Source organism: Shewanella sp. SM73, assembly GCF_025653795.1.
Taxonomy (GTDB): domain Bacteria; phylum Pseudomonadota; class Gammaproteobacteria; order Enterobacterales; family Shewanellaceae; genus Shewanella; species Shewanella oncorhynchi.
In genome coordinates this window covers 44131-62594 of the sequence record NZ_JAKKRY010000016.1, presented here as the reverse complement: position 1 = coordinate 62594, position 18464 = coordinate 44131, and the positions used below count along the sequence as shown (strand labels likewise).

The 18464-nt window shown below is 45.9% G+C and carries 21 protein-coding genes and 1 other RNA gene; 13 read left to right on the top strand and 9 right to left on the bottom strand.

Annotated elements, in window-relative coordinates; translation table 11 throughout:
* Positions 1-3: 3 nt before the first annotated feature.
* From aroB to L5M51_RS18685, 3 genes are read left to right on the top strand one after another with little or no spacing between them, the layout of a single operon-like run.
* Complete coding sequence (gene aroB, locus L5M51_RS18695; RefSeq protein WP_113941457.1) at positions 4-1080, top strand: 3-dehydroquinate synthase; 1077 nt, start codon at positions 4-6, stop codon at positions 1078-1080.
* 18 nt (positions 1081-1098) lie between these two features.
* A complete protein-coding gene (locus L5M51_RS18690) occupies positions 1099-2535 on the top strand; it encodes an AAA family ATPase (RefSeq protein WP_263174069.1) in 1437 nt (478 codons plus the stop codon).
* Positions 2536-2583: 48 nt separating this feature from the next.
* A complete protein-coding gene (locus L5M51_RS18685) occupies positions 2584-3423 on the top strand; it encodes a Dam family site-specific DNA-(adenine-N6)-methyltransferase (protein ID WP_131525404.1) in 840 nt (279 codons plus the stop codon).
* Positions 3424-3441: 18 nt separating this feature from the next.
* On the opposite strand, the gene L5M51_RS18680 is transcribed toward L5M51_RS18685, so the two are convergent.
* Together L5M51_RS18680 and L5M51_RS18675 are read right to left on the bottom strand one after the other, a co-directional pair.
* Entirely contained in the window at positions 3442-3627 is a 186-nt protein-coding gene (locus L5M51_RS18680; RefSeq protein ID WP_131525403.1) for a DUF2970 domain-containing protein, read from the bottom strand.
* Positions 3627-3992, bottom strand: coding sequence for a hypothetical protein (locus tag L5M51_RS18675; protein ID WP_212601379.1), 366 nt, complete (start codon positions 3990-3992; stop codon positions 3627-3629). Before L5M51_RS18675 ends, L5M51_RS18680 begins: the two co-directional genes overlap by 1 nt.
* Positions 3993-4268: 276 nt before the next feature.
* On the opposite strand from L5M51_RS18675, the gene rpe reads away from it, so the two are divergent.
* The 3 genes from rpe to trpS all read left to right on the top strand — a co-directional run bounded on the left by rpe (position 4269) and on the right by trpS (position 6692).
* Entirely contained in the window at positions 4269-4943 is a 675-nt protein-coding gene (rpe, locus tag L5M51_RS18670; RefSeq protein WP_012090481.1) for a ribulose-phosphate 3-epimerase, read from the top strand.
* A 2-nt stretch (positions 4944-4945) separates the two neighbouring features.
* A complete protein-coding gene (locus L5M51_RS18665; protein ID WP_263174068.1) occupies positions 4946-5623 on the top strand; it encodes a phosphoglycolate phosphatase in 678 nt (225 codons plus the stop codon).
* Positions 5624-5693: 70 nt separating this feature from the next.
* Positions 5694-6692, top strand: coding sequence for a tryptophan--tRNA ligase (trpS, locus tag L5M51_RS18660; protein ID WP_113941452.1), 999 nt, complete (start codon positions 5694-5696; stop codon positions 6690-6692).
* Between the two features lie 61 nt (positions 6693-6753).
* On the opposite strand, the gene L5M51_RS18655 is transcribed toward trpS, so the two are convergent.
* Entirely contained in the window at positions 6754-7626 is an 873-nt protein-coding gene (locus L5M51_RS18655; RefSeq protein ID WP_173913161.1) for a LysR substrate-binding domain-containing protein, read from the bottom strand.
* A gap of 119 nt (positions 7627-7745) precedes the next feature.
* Between L5M51_RS18655 and L5M51_RS18650 the strand changes: the two genes are divergently transcribed.
* On the top strand, positions 7746-8630 hold the full coding sequence (locus tag L5M51_RS18650) for a DMT family transporter (protein WP_131525400.1): 885 nt from the start codon (positions 7746-7748) through the stop codon (positions 8628-8630).
* A gap of 75 nt (positions 8631-8705) precedes the next feature.
* Here the strand turns inward: L5M51_RS18650 and dolP are convergent, their stop codons facing one another.
* The 4 genes from dolP to L5M51_RS18630 form a co-directional block, all read right to left on the bottom strand.
* Positions 8706-9272, bottom strand: coding sequence for a division/outer membrane stress-associated lipid-binding lipoprotein (gene dolP / locus L5M51_RS18645; protein WP_105250526.1), 567 nt, complete (start codon positions 9270-9272; stop codon positions 8706-8708).
* Positions 9269-9862: a phosphoheptose isomerase gene (locus tag L5M51_RS18640; RefSeq protein WP_105250525.1), complete on the bottom strand. Its 594-nt coding sequence runs from the start codon at positions 9860-9862 to the stop codon at positions 9269-9271. Before L5M51_RS18640 ends, dolP begins: the two co-directional genes overlap by 4 nt.
* Before the next feature lie 108 nt (positions 9863-9970).
* Positions 9971-10297 carry a YraN family protein gene (locus L5M51_RS18635; protein WP_105250524.1) on the bottom strand — a complete coding sequence of 109 codons (327 nt, stop codon included), beginning with the start codon at positions 10295-10297 and terminating at the stop codon, positions 9971-9973.
* Positions 10294-12189: a penicillin-binding protein activator gene (locus L5M51_RS18630; protein WP_263174067.1), complete on the bottom strand. Its 1896-nt coding sequence runs from the start codon at positions 12187-12189 to the stop codon at positions 10294-10296. Before L5M51_RS18630 ends, L5M51_RS18635 begins: the two co-directional genes overlap by 4 nt.
* Before the next feature lie 88 nt (positions 12190-12277).
* On the opposite strand from L5M51_RS18630, the gene rsmI reads away from it, so the two are divergent.
* The 5 genes from rsmI to L5M51_RS18605 all read left to right on the top strand — a co-directional run bounded on the left by rsmI (position 12278) and on the right by L5M51_RS18605 (position 15012).
* Entirely contained in the window at positions 12278-13120 is an 843-nt protein-coding gene (gene rsmI, locus L5M51_RS18625; protein ID WP_105250522.1) for a 16S rRNA (cytidine(1402)-2'-O)-methyltransferase, read from the top strand.
* 65 nt (positions 13121-13185) lie between these two features.
* Positions 13186-13537: RNase P RNA component class A (gene rnpB / locus L5M51_RS18620), an RNA gene on the top strand.
* Positions 13538-13909: 372 nt separating this feature from the next.
* On the top strand, positions 13910-14233 hold the full coding sequence (locus L5M51_RS18615; RefSeq protein WP_105250521.1) for a DUF883 C-terminal domain-containing protein: 324 nt from the start codon (positions 13910-13912) through the stop codon (positions 14231-14233).
* Between the two features lie 9 nt (positions 14234-14242).
* Positions 14243-14746: a hypothetical protein gene (locus tag L5M51_RS18610; RefSeq protein ID WP_219234833.1), complete on the top strand. Its 504-nt coding sequence runs from the start codon at positions 14243-14245 to the stop codon at positions 14744-14746.
* Positions 14747-14757: 11 nt separating this feature from the next.
* Positions 14758-15012 (top strand): hypothetical protein, encoded by a 255-nt coding sequence (locus tag L5M51_RS18605; RefSeq protein ID WP_263174065.1) that lies wholly within the window; start codon positions 14758-14760, stop codon positions 15010-15012.
* Between the two features lie 28 nt (positions 15013-15040).
* Here L5M51_RS18605 and L5M51_RS18600 read toward each other — a convergent pair whose 3' ends face one another.
* Positions 15041-15667, bottom strand: coding sequence for a TetR/AcrR family transcriptional regulator (locus L5M51_RS18600; RefSeq protein ID WP_219234835.1), 627 nt, complete (start codon positions 15665-15667; stop codon positions 15041-15043).
* A 150-nt stretch (positions 15668-15817) separates the two neighbouring features.
* Here L5M51_RS18600 and L5M51_RS18595 point away from each other — a divergent pair, with 150 nt between their 5' ends.
* Positions 15818-16603: a DJ-1/PfpI family protein gene (locus L5M51_RS18595; protein WP_263174063.1), complete on the top strand. Its 786-nt coding sequence runs from the start codon at positions 15818-15820 to the stop codon at positions 16601-16603.
* A gap of 65 nt (positions 16604-16668) precedes the next feature.
* On the opposite strand, the gene L5M51_RS18590 is transcribed toward L5M51_RS18595, so the two are convergent.
* Positions 16669-18315 (bottom strand): hypothetical protein, encoded by a 1647-nt coding sequence (locus L5M51_RS18590; RefSeq protein ID WP_263147632.1) that lies wholly within the window; start codon positions 18313-18315, stop codon positions 16669-16671.
* Positions 18316-18464 lie beyond the last annotated feature (149 nt).

Below are 18464 nucleotides of genomic sequence, written 5' to 3'. Positions count from 1 at the left end.
TTTATGAAGCAAATTCAGGTTGATTTAGGTGTACGTAGTTATCCCATTTACATTGGCCAGAATTTGATGAGTGATGGCGAGACTTTGTCTCGCTACCTGCTTAAAAAACGTATTCTTATCGTCACCAATGAAACTGTCGCGCCTTTGTATCTTAAACAGATACAAGAGACGATGGCTTCGTTTGGTGAGGTAGAGAGTGTTATCCTTCCCGATGGCGAACAATTCAAAGACTTAGCACATCTAGATACTATTTTTACTGCACTGCTGCAGCAAAACTATGGTCGAGATTCTGTGCTGGTGGCTTTGGGTGGCGGCGTGATTGGTGATATGACGGGCTTTGCCGCGGCATGTTATCAACGTGGGATCGATTTTATTCAAATTCCGACAACTTTATTGTCGCAGGTGGATTCTTCCGTCGGCGGTAAAACGGCTGTTAACCATCCTCTTGGTAAAAACATGATTGGGGCCTTTTATCAGCCACAAATCGTGCTTATCGATACTTTATGTTTACATACGCTTCCAGCGCGCGAGTTTGCGGCGGGAATGGCGGAAGTCATCAAGTATGGCATCATGTGGGATGCTGATTTTTTTCAATGGCTTGAAGATAATGTAACGGCGCTAAAAACTTTAGATGCCGAAGCATTAGTTTATGCTATCTCTCGTTGCTGTGAGATTAAAGCTGATGTGGTTAGCCAAGATGAAACTGAGCAGGGCGTGCGTGCTTTGTTGAATCTGGGTCATACCTTTGGTCACGCGATTGAAGCCGAAATGGGCTACGGTAATTGGCTACATGGTGAAGCCGTGTCAGCTGGCACAGTCCTTGCTGCTAAAACAGCTAAGGCACTGGGGCTTATCGATGAGTCAATCGTTTGTCGTATCATACAGTTACTACAAGCTTTTGATCTTCCAGTGAGTGCGCCGGAATCTATGGATTTCGACAGTTTCATTCAACATATGCGACGCGATAAAAAAGTTTTAGGCGGTCAGATTCGACTGGTGCTCCCAACGGCAATAGGCCGCGCGGATGTGTTTAGTCAAGTCACAGAATCTACCCTTGAACAGGTTATTCGCTGCGCATAAAAACTGTGTGGTGGGCGAGTGACGTTTCAGGGTTCTGTCTTGCTTCCTTCTCAGGAAGCCCTCATACAAAGAATGCATCATGTTGCCAGTTATAGCGATCAGCTGCTGGTGCTTTCTGGTGTCAGCGGTTCAGGAAAAACGACCTTAGTTACCGGATTAGCGACCGATTTTGACGAGTCAAATGCGGCATTTGTGATTTGTCCTATGCATGCCGATAACGCTGAGATACGCCGCAAAATTCTAGTCCAGCTAATTTCATCCCCTATTTTTGACGACGACATTCCCCTCGCCGATACCCTGTTGCGGCTTGCGAGCACGCAAACTAAACCCCTACATATCATTATCGATGATGCGCATTTATTGCCTAAGGCGCTATGGGCTGAGTGCATTATTCTCAATCAAATTCAGTGTGCGGGTAAGAATATTGCCGTCACGCTCACGGTTCCGCCGGCATTCTTAGCGGACCTATTGCCACAATTACCCGAGCAATTGCGGCGGCAAATATTGCCTATCAGTATTGAGCCGTTAACCATGCCAGAGCGTGAAGCTTTGTATCAAACATTGCTGAGATACAGCGATCAAAACCCTTTTACGCCAAGGGAAATCGTACGCAGTCAGCTTGAGAAGCAAACGGGTACGCCGCAAGAAGTGGTCAATCTGTTAGATAAAGCCTTGCATAGCCCGCAAGAGAAAACATCTTCTTGGATGAAATATAAAGCTGTGATGGTGACAGCTGTGAGCATGTTGTTAGCGCTAGGTATTTGGCTTGGTGTTACTCAACCATTTTCTGAAGAGCAAGCCATAGAGACTGCGACTTTTCCTGCGATAGATTCACCCGCTTTCTTGTCCTATGGGCAAAAAATCTTAGCCCCCTATTTTGCTCTGCGCGCTGAACAATTAAAGTTTGCCGCCGTAACCGTGAAAGTTAACGAACTAGATACATCCAAAGCCAAAACAGAACAGGCTGTCGATCCATTAAGTGAATTTCATGGTGAGGCACCACATCCTGAGCCTGATGATGCAGCCTTAGTGAGTGTTGGTGAAGTGAGTAGCAAGTCTTTTGGTGATGATGAGCCAACTGTGGATGCAGAGCCACAAGCTAAAACGGTAGATGTTCAGTCTCCTGCGCCAGAGGCGGCAAAGGTTGATAAAACAGTTTTGGAACCGCAAAAGCCACTCAAAGGTTATACCGTACAAATAGCGAGTGTTGCTCAGTTAGAGACCTTGCGTTCGACATTAAAGAGTCTTGAGAATGTAGAGGGCGTTCGAGTCGCAAAGTATAAACAGCGGTGGGTTGTTCTCGTTGGTCACTATAGCAGTAGCAAATTGGCTTCGAATGCGGCGGCTCAATTGGTTAAGGAGTATCGTTTTGAGCAACCTTGGGTCAGAAAATGGGCCGATTTGAAAGATTATCAAGTAGAAGAAAGTCTCTCAAATCGTGAAATTTCAGAATAAACAGAGTACAATCATGGCCTTTATTTTTGTCGGCATTCATCAAGTTAAATGATAAAAAAACACAGAGCCTTCCTTAAGTGGGCTGGCGGTAAATTTAAATTGGTGGATGATTTAGCCAGTTATTTACCCGCAGGAGACCGTTTGGTCGAGCCGTTTGTGGGTGCAGGATCCGTTTTCTTGAATACGGATTATCCTAGCTACCTGCTCTGTGACATTAATCAGGACTTGATCGAGTTATATCAGATAGTGAAGCATCAACCAGAAGCATACATTGCCGCAGCTAAAGCATTGTTTGTCGACGAGATGAATCAAAAGGAAGCTTACTATCAGGTGCGGACCGACTTTAATAAATGTCGCGACCCTTTCCAGCGTTCTGTGTATTTTCTTTATTTAAATCGCCATGGTTTTAATGGCTTATGCCGTTATAACCGTAAGGGTGGCTTCAATGTGCCCTTTGGCTCCTATAAAAAACCTTATTTCCCCGAAAAGGAAATCTGGGCCTTTTCTGAAAAAGCGCAACGTGCTGAGTTTAAATGCATTGGTTACGAAAAAGCCTTTGAGCAGACACGCAGTGGCGATGTTATCTATTGCGATCCACCTTACGCACCGTTATCTACTACATCCAGTTTCACGACATATGTTGGTGCCGGTTTTAGTTTAGACGATCAAGCACTACTGGCTCGTCATTCGCGCCATACCGCGTTAGAGCGTGGTATTCCGGTATTGATTAGTAATCACGATATTCCATTAACTCGCGAGTTATATCGCGGCGCGCATTTAGCGAAAATTCAAGTGCAACGCAACATTAGCCAAAATGGCAGTGGTCGTAACAAAGTGGATGAGTTGATGGCGCTATATGATGAAAACTACGATCCAAAAGACGACTAGTTTCAACATAAATAACGTTTAGCTAAGCACTTGTCCTACGAGAAACATCAGACTTGCCACTAGGATGACAGCTAACACTATGCCCATCACTATGTAGGGCAATGGGGAACTGGTTTGAAAATCTTTTTTACGATTTTCGCTAGTTTGTACCCCGAAAAAGGCGGCAATGGTACTGTGGAATACTTGCCAAATGCGGCTAAGCATTAATAGGCGAGATGCGACGTAGTGGGCTTGAGATCATCCATAGGTTTATCTTGATGACCATGTAATAGTTCAAGTAGATCGACAAAGTGGAACTGACTCGAACGGTTTTTACCTGTAAGCCACGTTTTCCAGCTTAAGGTTTGTGCTTGATCGGCGCAGCGATTATTAGGGTGGCTACTGGGCAGTGCATTGTTGTAACGAGTGTCATTGCTACAAGCGCAAGATGCAGTTTCGGTATTTTCCGTAAGTTTTTCAACGCTAAAAGCTAGCGTGGCCACTACAACAGCAGTAAATGCCAACATCATAGATGACTTGAATGTCACCGACCTAACATAGTGTGAAAACTGACTAAACCGCTCCATCATAACGCTTCCTTTGGAATGAACCAGCACTGCGCCTCGAGTATAACAAACTCGCTTAGTTTATGAACAAAAAATTATCAATTCCAGCCAAAATGCTCGGAAATATTAGCTTATTTTACCGAATCTAAGCCCCAATTTACTGCGATAGCTGCAGAGTGTGCTGCTTTGCTGACATAGGCATAGCGGATCAATTGCCAGAAATGTGGCTTTAGCTATAGAGGCTTAGCTTGGCTCAGGGTAAAATAAGGCACTTTTTATCCAAATAGCAGCGAGTGTTTTATGCGTCCATTCTTGATTGCTCCATCAATTTTATCTGCCGATTTTGCCCGTTTGGGTGACGATGTAAAAGCTGTGTTAGATGCGGGAACCGACGTAGTACATTTTGATGTGATGGATAATCACTATGTTCCTAACTTAACGATTGGCCCTATGGTGTGCCAAGCACTGCGTAACTATGGGATTACCGCTGATATTGATGTGCATTTGATGGTCAAGCCGGTTGACCGTATCGTGCCTGATTTTGCTAAAGCGGGCGCGTCTATTATTACTTTCCACCCAGAAGCCTCTGAGCATGTCGATCGCACTCTTCAGCTCATCAAAGAGTGCGGTTGCAAGGCGGGTCTCGTGTTTAATCCTGCGACACCACTGCATTATCTTGACCATGTGATGGATAAACTCGACGTGATCCTATTGATGTCAGTGAACCCTGGTTTTGGTGGTCAATCCTTTATTCCATCAACCCTAGATAAGCTGCGCCAAGTGCGTGCGCGTATTGATGCCAGTGGTTTTGATATTCGTTTAGAAGTCGATGGCGGCGTTAAGGTCGACAATATCGCAGAAATTGCGGCCGCCGGTGCGGACATGTTTGTTGCGGGCTCGGCTATTTTCGGCAAGCCCGATTATAAGGCCGTTGTTGATGAGATGCGTGCCGAACTTGCTAAAGTTGGGGCATAGCCATGTGGGATAAGATTAAAGCGATTGCGTTTGATCTAGATGGCACGCTGATTGACAGTGTGCCTGACCTAACCGTTGCCACGCAGGAAGCCTTAGCCGAGTTAGGTTTGAAGAGCTGCTCTGAGGCGCAAGTTCGTACTTGGGTCGGTAACGGTGCAGAGATGTTGATGCGCCGTGCTATGAGTCATGCTTTGGGTACGGATGTTGAGCAAACAACCCTTGATGCGGCTATGCCGATTTTTATGCATCATTATCAAGAAAATCTTGAAAAGCACAGTGCGCTGTATAGCGACGTGCATCAAGTGCTGCAAACTTTGTTTGATGCAGGCTTTAAGTTAGCGGTTGTCACCAATAAACCCTATCGTTTTACCATGCCATTACTCAATGCTTTTGGGATTAACGACTTTTTCAGCTTAGTGTTAGGTGGCGATACCTTAGCTAAGATGAAGCCCGACCCTTTGCCGCTGCAGCATTTATTGCATGAGTGGCAATTGGAGAAAACTGAGTTATTGATGGTCGGCGATTCTAAAAACGACATTTTAGCGGCGAAAGCGGCTGGGATAGCGTCAATCGGCTTGACCTACGGCTACAACTACGGTGAAGATATTGGGCTCAGTGGCCCAGATGCCGTATGTGAGCAATTTAGTGAGATTCTGAACTGGGTAAAACCTACCAAGTAATGGGGGGTTACCTGTTCTTTAGTCGATTTTTTTTAGTCTTTTTATATATAGATAGTGGAGCAATGACGTAATGACCAAACCCATAGTACTCAGCGGTGCACAGCCGTCCGGCGAATTAACCATAGGTAACTACATGGGTGCATTGCGTCAATGGGTTGCGATGCAAGATAGCCACGACTGCCTGTATTGTGTAGTTGATTTGCATGCCATTACCGTGCGCCAAGATCCTAAAGCATTGCGTGAAGCGTGTTTAGATACCTTAGCCCTGTATTTGGCCTGTGGCGTAGATCCTAAAAAGAGTACAGTGTTTATCCAGTCACAGGTGCCACAACATACGCAATTGGGTTGGGCATTAAACTGCTATACCCAAATGGGCGAGTTGAGCCGCATGACTCAGTTTAAAGATAAATCACAAAAGCACGCTAACAACATCAACGTGGGTTTATTTGGCTACCCAGTGTTGATGGCGGCGGATATTCTGATTTATCAAGCGAACGAAATCCCTGTTGGGCAAGATCAGAAACAACACCTTGAGTTAACACGTGATATCGCTACTCGTTTTAACAATGCCTATGGTGATACTTTCACCATTCCTGAGCCTTTTATTCCTGAGCTTGGCGCTAAAGTCATGTCACTGCAGGAGCCGCTAAAGAAGATGTCTAAGTCAGACGATAACCGTAATAACGTTATCGGCCTGCTAGAAGATCCGAAATCAGTGCTGAAGAAGCTGAAAAAAGCCATGACAGACAGTGATGAGCCGCCAGTCGTGCGTTTTGATGTGGATAATAAACCGGGTGTTTCTAACCTGCTGAGTCTCATGTCGGGTGTGACAGGGCAAAGCATTGCGAGCCTAGAAGCCGAGTTTGAAGGCAAGATGTATGGCCATTTGAAAGGTGCGGCAGGTGAAGCGGTTGTGAGTATGTTAGAGCCACTGCAAGAGCGTTACCGCGCGATTCGTAGCGATCGCGCTTACTTAGACCAAGTGATGAAAGCTGGTGCACAGAGTGCGCAGGCGCGCGCCGAAGTGACCCTGAAGAAAGTGTATGAGAAGATTGGTTTGTTAGTGTAATCAATCGATCGATAAATTAAGCCGACGTTCGCGTCGGCTTTTTTGTGCCTGTAAATTCATCCTAAGCCTGTGATTTTAGCCAAGATGAGAAAGCGGCAATCGCAGGTTCTGATAAACGGCGTTGCTTACAAAAGAAGGTAAATTCAAATCCGGTATGCACATCGGGCAGATTCAAGGCGACTAAACGCCCCGTTGTGATATCGCCAGCCACCATAAAGTCCGGCGCTAGGGCTAAGCCTTGGCCAGCAATCGCCGCTTCAATCGCCATCACAATATGACTAAACACATGCTGTTGTTCGTTATCGAGTGGTATTTGGTGCGCCGATGACCACTTATGCCAGTCGAGTCCGAGCGGGCCTTCATCAACCACCAGCAGAGCTTGTTGCTGGAAATTACTCAGGCTTATATCGCGCCATTTAAGATAAAAACTGGGGCTGCATACAGGAATTAAACGCTCTTTGTGCAGTAATTGTTGCCAATAGCCACGTTGATTTAGCTTACCGGCGATGAAGATATCCGCGGTGCTGGTGCTTAGGTCAGGATCTTGGGTGATCATCTCGAGGCGAATTTTCACGCTCGGATATTGGCGGCGAAAATCGGCGAGTCTTGGGATTAACCATTTTACTGAGAATGAGCTGTAAACGGCCAGGCAGAGCTGTTGATTTGGCGTATCGCGTACTTTCAAGTTGAGGTCGCTTAACTCGTTGAATATCCGCTCTAACTCTAAAAATAGTCCGTGCCCCTTAGGCGTTAACTGCAGTTTACGCCCCTGACGGTCGAACAGTTGCTCGCCAAAATACTCTTCTAATACTCGCACTTGGTGCGACACTGCACTTTGGGTGATGCACAGTTCATCGGCGGCCTTAGAAAAATGCTGCTGTCTGGCGGCAGCTTCAAACACTTGTAGAGCGCGTAATGGCGGGAGCTTTCTCATGATTTTCAATATCTAAAGGCTTTAGTATGAATTTAATTCATCTAGCATGAGAAAGCATCATTTCAGCTTAAGTTTTGCGAGGATTATCATGCCGCCATTGAGATTTATGGATGTTAAAAATGCAACGCCCAGTAGTTATTGGTTTGATTTTATTGATAGTAGGTAACCTATTCAGTGCCTTCTATGATGTGTCGATCAAGTGGTTACCGGACGATGCGAGTGCCTCGACTTTCCTCCTTGTCAGGCAAATCTCTTCAGTATTTATGTTGTTGCCAGTGTGGCTGTATTCGCAGCGTCCGATGACGACACATATCTCAGTTCACCTTTGGCGTGCCAACATAGGCTCAGTTGGCGCGCTTTTTTTAATTATTGGCTTAATGGCATTACCGCTCGCGACAGTTAGCTCATTGTTTTACTCCGCACCGCTAATGATTATTTTGATGGGGTATTTCTTCCTGAGCGAGAGGATCACCGCTGCTCAGACAATCTGTACTGGCTTAGGTTTTGTCGGCATCTTGATTATCCTGCGGCCGAGCGAAATGAACTGGTACGGCATTGCTGTACTGTTTTCTGCTTTTACTTTTGCAGTGAATCAGTTAGCACTTAAAAAAGTGCCCCATGCTGAGCATCCCGTGCTAACGCTAATGCTATATAACTTGCTGGGTATTCCGGCAACGTTAGTGATTGCAGCGTTTCAGGGGATTGAGGGTTTGAGTTGGGAGCTGGTGGGCGTGGCCTTGCTGAGCAACGCATTTTTATTGGTTTATCACTGGTTTTGTGTGCTGGCTTACCGCAAGGCACAGGCGAGTGATATCGCGATTGCGGAATACACAGGCTTGTTGTTTATTGTCTTTTTAGGCTGGTTGTTGTTCGATGAATGGTTGGATAACTTAAGTTGGCTCGGTGCCGCCTTAATCGTATTGCCTTCGTTGTTTTTACCTTGGCTAGGATCGCTCCTATCAAAATCGGCACCTAAGATAGCAGATACACTCACGGGAAAATAACAGCGAGGGTTAAAGCCTAAGTGGGCGAGTTAGCTCACCACTTAGGCTCAAGTTTTAAATAGGTAAACTGCAAAATTACTTAGCATACTCAAATACTTTCACCACTTTACGCACGCCAGCAGTATTACGGGCGATATCAACAGCTAAGTCTGCTTGTGAGCGATGAATAACCCCCAGCAGGAAGACTTCACCATTTTCAGTGATGACTTTAATGCGAGTCACATCCAAATCTTTTTCGTTCAGCATGCGGCCCTTCACTTTGGTTGTAACCCAAGTGTCATTGCTGCGGGTGGTGAAAGAGGTTGGATTGCCAATGCGGATTTGATTATGTATTTTGCCGCCGAGCTTAAGATCTTGTACGACCTTGATGGCTTTATCCCTTAACGTAGAGTTAGGGGCTTGGCCTATCATAAGTACATTGCCATTGACGGATACACCTGTGATATTCGTTTGTTTTTTAAGATCTTCTTGCTCTAGCAGTGCGCTGGTGATCTTAAAATCAGTATTGGTATCATCAAGCTGAGTCTTAACAGTACGTTCGTCGTTGGCCATCATAGCGCCACTGACTGCGCCCACCATAACGGCACCGGCGCAGCCTTGAAGCAGCAAGCAAACCATTAACAGCGGGGCAGCGTGTCTCATTGCTGCTCGTCCTGTGGGAAGAGGGTGCGGTCAATATTGTCACACAGGCAATGGATCACCAGTAAGTGCACTTCTTGGATACGTGCAGTGACATTTGAAGGTACGCGGATTTCCACATCGTTCACGCTCAGTAGGCCAGCCATAGCGCCGCCATCTTTACCTGTTAGCGCTACGATAGTCATGTCGCGGCTTAATGCGGCTTCAATGGCTTTAATCACGTTACCTGAGTTACCACTGGTCGAGATAGCAAGCAGAATATCGCCCGGTTGACCTAAGGCAAAAATCTGTTTTGAGAAAATCTCATCATAGCTATAGTCGTTGGCGATAGCTGTGATGGTTGAAGTATCGGTAGACAGAGCGATGGCTGGTAAGGGTGGACGCTCAATCTCGTAGCGGTTTAGCAGTTCTGCTGAGAAATGTTGCGCATCACCAGCACTGCCGCCGTTACCGCAAGCAAGGATTTTATTGCCACCCAAAAGACAGTGCACCATCATCTCGGCCGCTTTGGCGATGGATTCTGGCAGTGCTTCGGCTGCATCGATTTTTGTCTGGATAGATTCAGTAAAGCTGTCTTTAATGCGTTCTAACATGGATAAATCCTTTCAGGATAAAGTGTTGCTATCATGCCATATTTCCACAAGCGTGTTGAGGCACAGACGTTAAAATAATTTGTGTAGTCACTCTTTCACTATTGGCACTTAAAAGGCATCGACTAGCCAATGAATTTGATCGGCTTCCATGGCGATGACATCGAAACGACAGGGCACATCGAGTCTATTGAGTTGTAAATAGTGGCTAGCCGCTTTGCGAATTCGCGAAATCTGCGCGCTGCTTAGGGCCTGTAATGCGCCGCCATATTGATTTGCCGAACGATACTTCACTTCGACAAATACCCAATGGTTTTTATGGCGCATGATTAAATCAATTTCCCCAAACGGATAGCGGACATTACGTTCGACAAAAGTTAAGCCTTGTTGTTCAAGGTAACGTTGGGCGTGCGATTCTGCCTGCTGTCCGAGTGTCATAACTGGCGGAAGCTACCTCTTTCATAACGTCCCCAGCTTAATTGGCGGTTGACTATGCCATCTGGACTGACAGATAAAGCACCACTGCGACCATTGAATTGATAACCCGTGAATGAGCGCATTTGCGCTAAACGGCCGATCAAATCCATTGCATCATAACCCATAACAAACAAACGTTTCTGACTGTTATTCCAGCCCGAAAATAGTGTGTTGACCATCAGATTTTCTTCGCCGTTTTGCATTAGCCAAGGTGCGTCGCTTAGGGTCAGGTTATTTAAATCCTGCGCCGTTTGTGTGCTTTCATTTTCAACTCGGCTGCGGCTTGAGGTATATAAAGGCACAGGTTGTGTGAAAACGCTAAAGTTGACGTCGATAAAGGCCTTGAGCAGGGTTAGATCCTGTGGGGTTGAAATCATATAAATGGCATCAATATCTTGGCGTGAACGGAAGTCGGCTTGTACTGAATTGCCTAACAGCTCTTTAATACGGGCGATCCGCTCTTGGCTATCGCGCACGCCAAGGGCATCTTGTACTGTGGTGCGCATTTTATCACCGCCATCGAAGTAGTGAACTTCGACAGGGTTATCGCTCTTCTTTTTCCATGCTTGAATAAAGCTTTCGGCCATGCGTTTGCCAAGGGCATCGTTACTGGCCAGCAGTAACGGCATAGTTACGCCATCTTGATATAAATGCTCCGCCGCATCGGCCGCCTCTTGTGCGGGAGATAATGCAAAGTAGAACTTATTCGGATCGGGGGTGAACTTATCTACTTGATTTAAAAACAGTTGTGGCACAGGCGTAGCAGGTGCTGTATTGGCCGTTTTGTCTGGGTTAGCAGTATTAGTCACCGCATTAGTGGCGGCAGTGTTTGCTGCATTGATCACTTGCAGTTGTTCAATTTCCGTAGGCAATAATGGGCCAATAATAAATTCGGCTCCCGCAGTTAGCGCCTGTTGGTAAGCGCTGGCAGCATCGTTTGCCGTGTCATAAAAGTTGACTGCGACTTGCTCATTTTGCTTGGCCATGTAACTGGCTAATATGCCTTGGCGAATTGCATTGGCAGCGTTAGCTCTTGAGCCTGTCAGCGGCAACAGCACAGCAATGTTTTTTGGCGTAAATGGCTTAGCGTTTAAGGCTCTGTCAAGATCGGCGGGCAGCTTAGCCGCTGCAGGATGATAAGGATTTTGTTTCTGCCATTCGCCTAAGTAGCGTACTAACTGTGTCGGATCGACAGCATAATGCTTCGCGATATAAGCCAGTTGTAACCAACCCGTAAACACAGGAGTCTTAGCATCTTGGGTAAAGGCTTTTAAGGTTTGTTCGTGCACTGGCTGCAGTACTTGCCAAATCGCGTTATTCACCTCGTTGGCTTGGGCGGGGGGCAAGTAAGTCGTCAGTAAACTCAGTTCACGCACTTGCTCAATAGGCTGTTTATTCAATTGATATAAATGTGCCTTGAATTGGTGATAAGCCGTCATCTGCCAGCTTGGCAAACTCCAATTGCTTGGATAATTGAGAACTTTAAGTGCATCACTATAGGTGGACGTGTGTTCAAGCACGCGCGCGGTCAAGTATTTATGTTCGGCCAAAAATGTTGGGCTCTGATTCAAGCTTGGCTGTATCGATTTTAGTAGCTTCTGCGCCGCTGCGTAGTCGTTGGCATTGATGTAGGCATGGGCTGCGAGCAGCAGATTAGTATCGCGCTGCTGCGGATCTTTGCTATTGGCGGCTTGTGCCAAATACACATTGGCCGACAAAGGTGCGGATGCTAAAGAGGTGGCCACTGTGGGTGCAGTTCCGGTCGAGGTGGGCGTTGAAGTGCCACAACCCGCCAAGATTACCGATAAAATGGCCACGGAAACGAACTTAGTTGTATTCAGGCTTTTTAACACTGGGCTTCACTCTGGTAAGATGCAGCCTCTAGTTTAACCTTCTCTCGCGCTTGACGAAAGTCTTGGCACTGTCATTACAGAGGTATATATGGACCAAAGCGTCGCACTCTACATAGTTCCTACTCCCATAGGTAATTTGGGCGATATGAGCTCACGGGCAATAGAGGTGCTGAATCAGGTTTCATTGATCGCCTGTGAAGATACTCGCCACAGCGGTAAGTTATTGAGCCACTTTGGTATTACTACAAAAACTACGGCGCTGCATGATCATAACGAGCGTGCTCGTGCCCAGTGGATTGTCGATCAGCTTGCAGCTGGGCTGTCGATTGCATTAATTTCAGATGCGGGTACCCCGTTGATTTCCGATCCGGGTTATCACTTGGTCTCCCATGTGCGCCAATCTGGGTTTAATGTGATCCCTTTGCCCGGCCCTTGCGCGGCAATTACCGCCCTGAGCGCCTCGGGTTTGCCATCGGACCGTTTTTCTTTCGAAGGTTTTCTGCCCTCTAAAGAAAAAGCCCGCGCTGATAAGTTATTAGCATTGAAAGAAGATCCGCGCACGCTGATATTTTATGAATCACCCCACCGCATTGAGCACAGTCTAACGACTATGGTTGAAGTGCTTGGTGGCGAACGCCACGTCGTCATGGCGCGTGAAGTGACCAAAACCTTCGAAACTTTTTTATCTGGCCCTGTCTCAGAGGTGCTTGCCACCGTAAGTACTGACCCGAATCAGCAGAAGGGTGAAATCGTGCTTATGGTGCATGGCTACCATTTGAGTGATGACGAAGCGATTCCCACCGTCGCCATTAATACGCTCAAACTCTTATGTGAGGAATTGCCATTGAAGAAAGCCGCAGCAATTGCCGCGCAAATTCATGGACTTAAAAAGAATGCTCTGTATAAATACGGCCTAGAGTCTGATTTATAAGCGCTAAAACGGTTACGAGCGGATTATCTGTGGTGCATCAGGGTGGCTTAGGCTATAATCCGCGCCGAGTTGGCCAGACAGTCGCCGCGTTCGCAAGAACGGGGAGGAAAGTCCGGGCTCCAAAGAGCGGGGTGCCAGGTAACGCCTGGGCGGTGCGAACCGACGACAAGTGCAACAGAGAGTAGACCGCCTGCCTGATTTATCAGGTCGGTAAGGGTGAAAGGGTGCGGTAAGAGCGCACCGTGCGGCTAGCAATAGTTCGTAGCAAGGTAAACTCCACCCGGAGCAAGACCAAATAGGGTTCCGTATGGCGTGGCTCGCGTTGGAACCGGGTAGGTCGCTTGAGCCTGTGAGCGATTGCAGGCCTAGATGAATGACTGTCCAAGACAGGACCCGGCTTATCGGCCAACTCACCTCATTCAACAAAAAGCCCGTTTGTCGTAATGACAAACGGGCTTTTTGTTTTTTAATTTATACAGTAATGATAAATTTTATTTGATTAACTCATTAAAAAATCAGAGTTATCTCGTTCTCCCGTCCCTTCAGTCTATCGCTTATTTCGCTTTCAGTTTAGCCGCCATTATAGCTATTTTTAGTCCTTCTTCGTCGCAGGTAAAAATTACTCAATGCAGGTAACATCTACCGTTAACTGAGAGAGTTAATAGAAATAAAGTAGTTATAACCTTTTGTTTTTATGCATTTATATTGTTTGGTATAGCCATTGCATTGGTTTGTACGCAAAGTGCAGCATCTTGTTGCATTGCACAGTGTTCACCAAGGAGGCTTTCTATGGCCAGTTCAAAAAGCGTAGCAGAACAAACTAACAGTAAAGATAGCGGTGCTTTAAATTCACCCACAACAGCGAAAGCAACTGAAGTGACGCACCATGCTGTTGATGTAGTAGCAGAGAAAGCCGCAGTTGCAGAAGACACTTTGCGTAAAACGGCAGCTAGCTCACAGGAAACTCTGGCGCTCAAGCAGGAGGAAATCAAATTACAACTGCAAAGTTCTTATAGCAAAACCCGTGAGTTGGCAGCGCAAAATCCATTGGCTACTGCTGGGATTGCCTTTGCCGCTGGCGTGGTATTAACGGCTTTATTGCGCCGTCGCTAAGGTGGATTTATGCAAAACCGTGCAAGGTCAGAGGCGCCAGAACAAAGGCCCGTCCAGCATAGTGCGCAAACCGCCAAAACTGGGCAGACAGCATCAGCTGCTGCCCAGCATAAAGTTATTGATCAGGCAATGGAGCAACTGGCTGAAATAGCTGTTCTTAGCAGTTCAGTGAAGCAAGCCTATCTCGAGCAGTTGAAGTTGGCCGGGAAAATAGCAACGGCAGAATGGCAGTTAACAGGGCGTAGCCTGATTATCGCTGCGGCTTTAGTCGTCTGTTTTGGTACTGGCATTACGTTATTCTGGGGCAGTATTTTATTGCTGTTGGGCTATATGCTGTTTCAATTGAGCGGTTCGTTATTGGCCTCGGTGATCGCTTTGGTGGTGCTACAGTTTGTTTTATTGCTTTGGTGTTGGCGTAGCCTTGGCTATGTGCTGTCACAAACTGGCTTTTCGAAGACTTGGCAGCAATTACAGCTTTTGCTCTCGACTCGAGAGTCGGAACATCAAAAATAGGAGGCGCGACTATGCTAATTCAACAGTTACTTAAAAAACAGCAGTTGAAGCTGACTGTGCTGACGGAACAAGGCCAGTTGCAGCATGATTTGTTACTGATGAGGAAACTACAATTAGCGCAAAGCAGTCGTGATTTTATAGGGTCGACACCAGGTTTAATCGTCAGTTTTAGCCTTGGCTGCCTGTTTCAAATGCGCCACAACAGCACTGTTAAACTACTGCGTAGCACTTTTGGCTTGCGTTGGATTACCAAACTCATCGCTTGAGAATGATGTAAATGCCGTGATTTCTACCTTAATGATTTCCATTGGTATGGGTTTCGCTGCTATTAGTTGTCGTCAATGCTGCTACAATCATGCCTCGAGTCAGTAAGTGTAAGTATTTTGCTTGTTGTATAGGACAAGGTGTGGGACTGGCGATAAGTTGTTGAATTTGGCTTAAATAAAGAGCTGCTATGCTATGGGCTAATGTGTAGCTTGGAATAATAAATTCGTCAGTGTTGAAGGTGTTGATCAATTTATTTTCAATATGTTGCACAAGTTTAGTTTGTAATTGTTTAGTTGCTGCATCGAGGTCGCTACCTAGTCTAAATGACATGGAACGGCGAAACATGCTGTTTCGGCTAAAAGTAATAAGCAGTTTTTCCAATGAGGGTGGTGTGTTGGTTGAAAGCCAGTCTTCGGTTGACCGTAGATCTTCAAAGATATTTTCAAAAATATTTTGATGTAGTGCAATAAGAATATCCAGCTTGCGTTTGAAGTAGCGATAAAACGTCGTGCGCCCGACATCGGCTTTGTGCGCAATATCTGCCACTGCAATATCACGATAATCTTGTTGTTTAAGCATTTCCTTGAAAACGTGGAGAACCTTGAGCATCGCTCGTGGGCTTTGTTCTATGCGCATGTGGGGCTTGGTGTGCATACTGGATTTTGCTCCAAATTCAATTCAGGCGTTTGATTATACATTAGCCTCAATGGCTCTTGTGTTGTGATTTTTGCTTAAGTGGAACAGATAGGTTCAGGTGTACCATTTGAAACATTCGGGCGAGTTTGTGCCTGATGGTTGGGAATAATGGGCTTTATAGTGACGGTCATAGGGTTAACTGCAACGACAGTGTTACCTGAAATTGTCACTACCGATGGAGAATCTATGATGAGTGAAAATATTGAAGCGGCTCAAAGTGACCAAACAAATAATCCAATCAAGCACAAATTAAGAGTAGGTATTTTCCTTTATCCCGGCATGACGATGCTCGATGCCTATGGGCCACTACAGTTTTTAGCCTTTGTGCCATCATTTGAAACCTTCACTTTTGCGAAAACCAGCACGCTATTACCCTGTGATGCGGGCGTTAACTTACAGCCTAATTACGATTTCGATAATTGTCCGCCGATAGATATCCTTTTAGTGCCTGGGAGCGCAAATCCTTTGGCGCAAATACAGGATGAGAAAGTCATTTCTTTCTTAAAACGCAAGGGGGAGCAAGCGCAATACATTACATCTGTATGCACTGGTGCCTTGATTCTTGCGGCAACAGGTTTACTTAATGGTTATCGCACGACCACTCACTGGGCTTATGCTTCAGTATTGGCACAATATCCTCAAATTACCTTTGAAAATAAACGTATTGTGATTGACCGTAATCGGATCAGTGGCGGCGGTATTACTGCAGGGCTTGATTTTGCTTTGGCACTCATTGCCAATATAGAGGGTGAACAACAGGCTAAAACACTGCAGTTATTGTTTGAATATGATCCTAAACCTCCCTTTAATTGTGGCTCACCTATATTGGCTGATGCTCTTTTGGTACAGAGGGTTGAACAGGAGGTTAGGCTGATAGCGTCAGGATTATTTTAGGTCACAAGGCGCCAAGGATTGTCTTAAAAAGTACATAGTTCATACGATTATTATGTACCTTAGGTTTAAAAACTGCTTTTCACTAGGAATCGCCATTCCCAGCTGTTTACTGACTCGCCGCCCGTATAAGGGAGTGAAAAATCAATATGGGCTACGTTGCCATAGCTGGATCGAGAGGAATAAATCCGCGCGCCTATGCCTATGCTACCCAGTGGACCGCTGACTTCGTTATTCTCGGCGAGTTGGCCGCCGGAAGCTTGACCCAGATCGGCAAAGACTGCCCAGCCTAATTCAGCCAGTTGGTATAAGTTGATATTGGGGTAGTTGCGTATCTCGGCGGTCAGTAACCACTGATTATCCCCTTGTTGGTATTCGTTTGGATAACCGCGCACGCCAGTTTCATCCCCTAATCCTTTTGTTAGATCCAGATAAGTGTTCTGTGAAAGGCTAGCCCAAGCTTTGCCATAAGCCGTCCACTTAGGATGAATTTGATAGAAGTATTCGGCTTGAACATCGACCTTATAAGTATCTTTTTGAGTGGTGCCGATAGTGCTTGTTCCCCCCATTTCTAACAGCCACAGTTGATCGTTAAACTTATACCCGCCAGTGCTTTGCCAGTTAACGTGGTAGCCTAAGGGATTATTATCACCTATATCATTGGTTTCTATGCCGAATTGCACATAGTGATGCCAACCTAAGTTAAAGTCTTCATTATTGGTGATCAGGTGAACATTATTCAGTACGTGGAAATCATCTTCGATAAACTCGTACGCGACCCAAGGGTACATAAAGTCCCTGTCTTGAGGGAGCATGGACGTAGGATAGCGCTCAGAATGGGCAAACTCGTGCTTGTCTTGGGTGACACCAGTAATAAAGCGAGAAAGGTGCTGACTGTTTTTATTAATTAACCAGCCATATTGCAGATTGAGATAGTCGACTGTGTGTGTGAACTCATTCACCTCTTGCCCATTTTGTCTGAGGGTATCTGTACGGTTATCGTCTAAAAACTCCGCCGAATACATGGTACTCGTATTGAGGGAATAGAAGGGCTTACTCACATAAACGTGTTTAGCTTGGCCGTCGCTATTGTCGTAGAACTCAGCGGCAACTGTGCCGTGTTCAATAATGCTGAGCGGCGCTTCGAAAGCAAATTTATAGCCATTCCGGGATTCATTGGATTGATATTTAAGTCGAGTGCGGATCCCCGTTCCAAGCAAGTTGTCTTCTTTGAGCCCGAAGGAGTAACGGGTGTCGCCACCTGAACTACTCAAACTCGCTGTCGGTAATAATGACCAATTATCCCAGGTCTCCACCACCACGGACTCAACGGATGGATCGACATCGGCTTGGGGATCTTTTTCTGCGATATAAATTTTCGCATCGCGAATGTAAGGCATTGCCCGCAAAAGTCGTTGGGATTCGTCGAGATCTTTTTGTGTGACAGTATCATTTTCGCTGAAGGTTAGATTATCGAGAACCACATATTCTTTGGTATTGATATGCAGGGCGTTAGCCCAGCGGTGAATGAAAAAAGCATCGGGATCTGACTCATCAAAAATGGGGTTATTGACCACCACAATCTTGCTGACTTTTTGTTTGGTTTGATCTTGGTTTGCGGGATCGGCGAGCTTAGCCTCTTCTGCTTGGGCAATCCTGATTAGGTTGCCAACACAACAAGATAGGATGCATGCATACTGAAAAAATTTCTGCATAAAAGGCCACTCCCATGAAATCGACGACTGCAGCGAAAACAATTTCACGTTGCAATTCACAATTTAATAACACATGGAAAACGAGTGTTAGTCAAGGAAACATTTTAATAAGTTTCTTATTTTACTTAAGGTTAGCTTAAGATTATCTT

What these genes read in the sequence shown, in the direction of transcription:
- L5M51_RS18635 (WP_105250524.1), bottom strand. Translation starts at nt 10,297, where the DNA reads ATGACACTCGGACAGCAGGCAGAATCGCACGCCCAACGTTACCTTGAA.
- L5M51_RS18610 (WP_219234833.1), top strand. Translation starts at nt 14,243, where the DNA reads ATGCAAAACCGTGCAAGGTCAGAGGCGCCAGAACAAAGGCCCGTCCAG.
- L5M51_RS18640 (WP_105250525.1), bottom strand. Translation starts at nt 9,862, where the DNA reads ATGTTAGAACGCATTAAAGACAGCTTTACTGAATCTATCCAGACAAAA.
- aroB (WP_113941457.1), top strand. Translation starts at nt 4, where the DNA reads ATGAAGCAAATTCAGGTTGATTTAGGTGTACGTAGTTATCCCATTTAC.
- L5M51_RS18590 (WP_263147632.1), bottom strand. Translation starts at nt 18,315, where the DNA reads ATGCAGAAATTTTTTCAGTATGCATGCATCCTATCTTGTTGTGTTGGC.
- L5M51_RS18665 (WP_263174068.1), top strand. Translation starts at nt 4,946, where the DNA reads ATGTGGGATAAGATTAAAGCGATTGCGTTTGATCTAGATGGCACGCTG.
- rpe (WP_012090481.1), top strand. Translation starts at nt 4,269, where the DNA reads ATGCGTCCATTCTTGATTGCTCCATCAATTTTATCTGCCGATTTTGCC.
- L5M51_RS18655 (WP_173913161.1), bottom strand. Translation starts at nt 7,626, where the DNA reads ATGAGAAAGCTCCCGCCATTACGCGCTCTACAAGTGTTTGAAGCTGCC.
- L5M51_RS18615 (WP_105250521.1), top strand. Translation starts at nt 13,910, where the DNA reads ATGGCCAGTTCAAAAAGCGTAGCAGAACAAACTAACAGTAAAGATAGC.
- L5M51_RS18595 (WP_263174063.1), top strand. Translation starts at nt 15,818, where the DNA reads ATGGGCTTTATAGTGACGGTCATAGGGTTAACTGCAACGACAGTGTTA.
- L5M51_RS18685 (WP_131525404.1), top strand. Translation starts at nt 2,584, where the DNA reads ATGATAAAAAAACACAGAGCCTTCCTTAAGTGGGCTGGCGGTAAATTT.
- rsmI (WP_105250522.1), top strand. Translation starts at nt 12,278, where the DNA reads ATGGACCAAAGCGTCGCACTCTACATAGTTCCTACTCCCATAGGTAAT.
- L5M51_RS18650 (WP_131525400.1), top strand. Translation starts at nt 7,746, where the DNA reads ATGCAACGCCCAGTAGTTATTGGTTTGATTTTATTGATAGTAGGTAAC.
- L5M51_RS18675 (WP_212601379.1), bottom strand. Translation starts at nt 3,992, where the DNA reads ATGATGGAGCGGTTTAGTCAGTTTTCACACTATGTTAGGTCGGTGACA.
- L5M51_RS18600 (WP_219234835.1), bottom strand. Translation starts at nt 15,667, where the DNA reads ATGCACACCAAGCCCCACATGCGCATAGAACAAAGCCCACGAGCGATG.
- L5M51_RS18605 (WP_263174065.1), top strand. Translation starts at nt 14,758, where the DNA reads ATGCTAATTCAACAGTTACTTAAAAAACAGCAGTTGAAGCTGACTGTG.
- dolP (WP_105250526.1), bottom strand. Translation starts at nt 9,272, where the DNA reads ATGAGACACGCTGCCCCGCTGTTAATGGTTTGCTTGCTGCTTCAAGGC.
- trpS (WP_113941452.1), top strand. Translation starts at nt 5,694, where the DNA reads ATGACCAAACCCATAGTACTCAGCGGTGCACAGCCGTCCGGCGAATTA.
- L5M51_RS18680 (WP_131525403.1), bottom strand. Translation starts at nt 3,627, where the DNA reads ATGCTTAGCCGCATTTGGCAAGTATTCCACAGTACCATTGCCGCCTTT.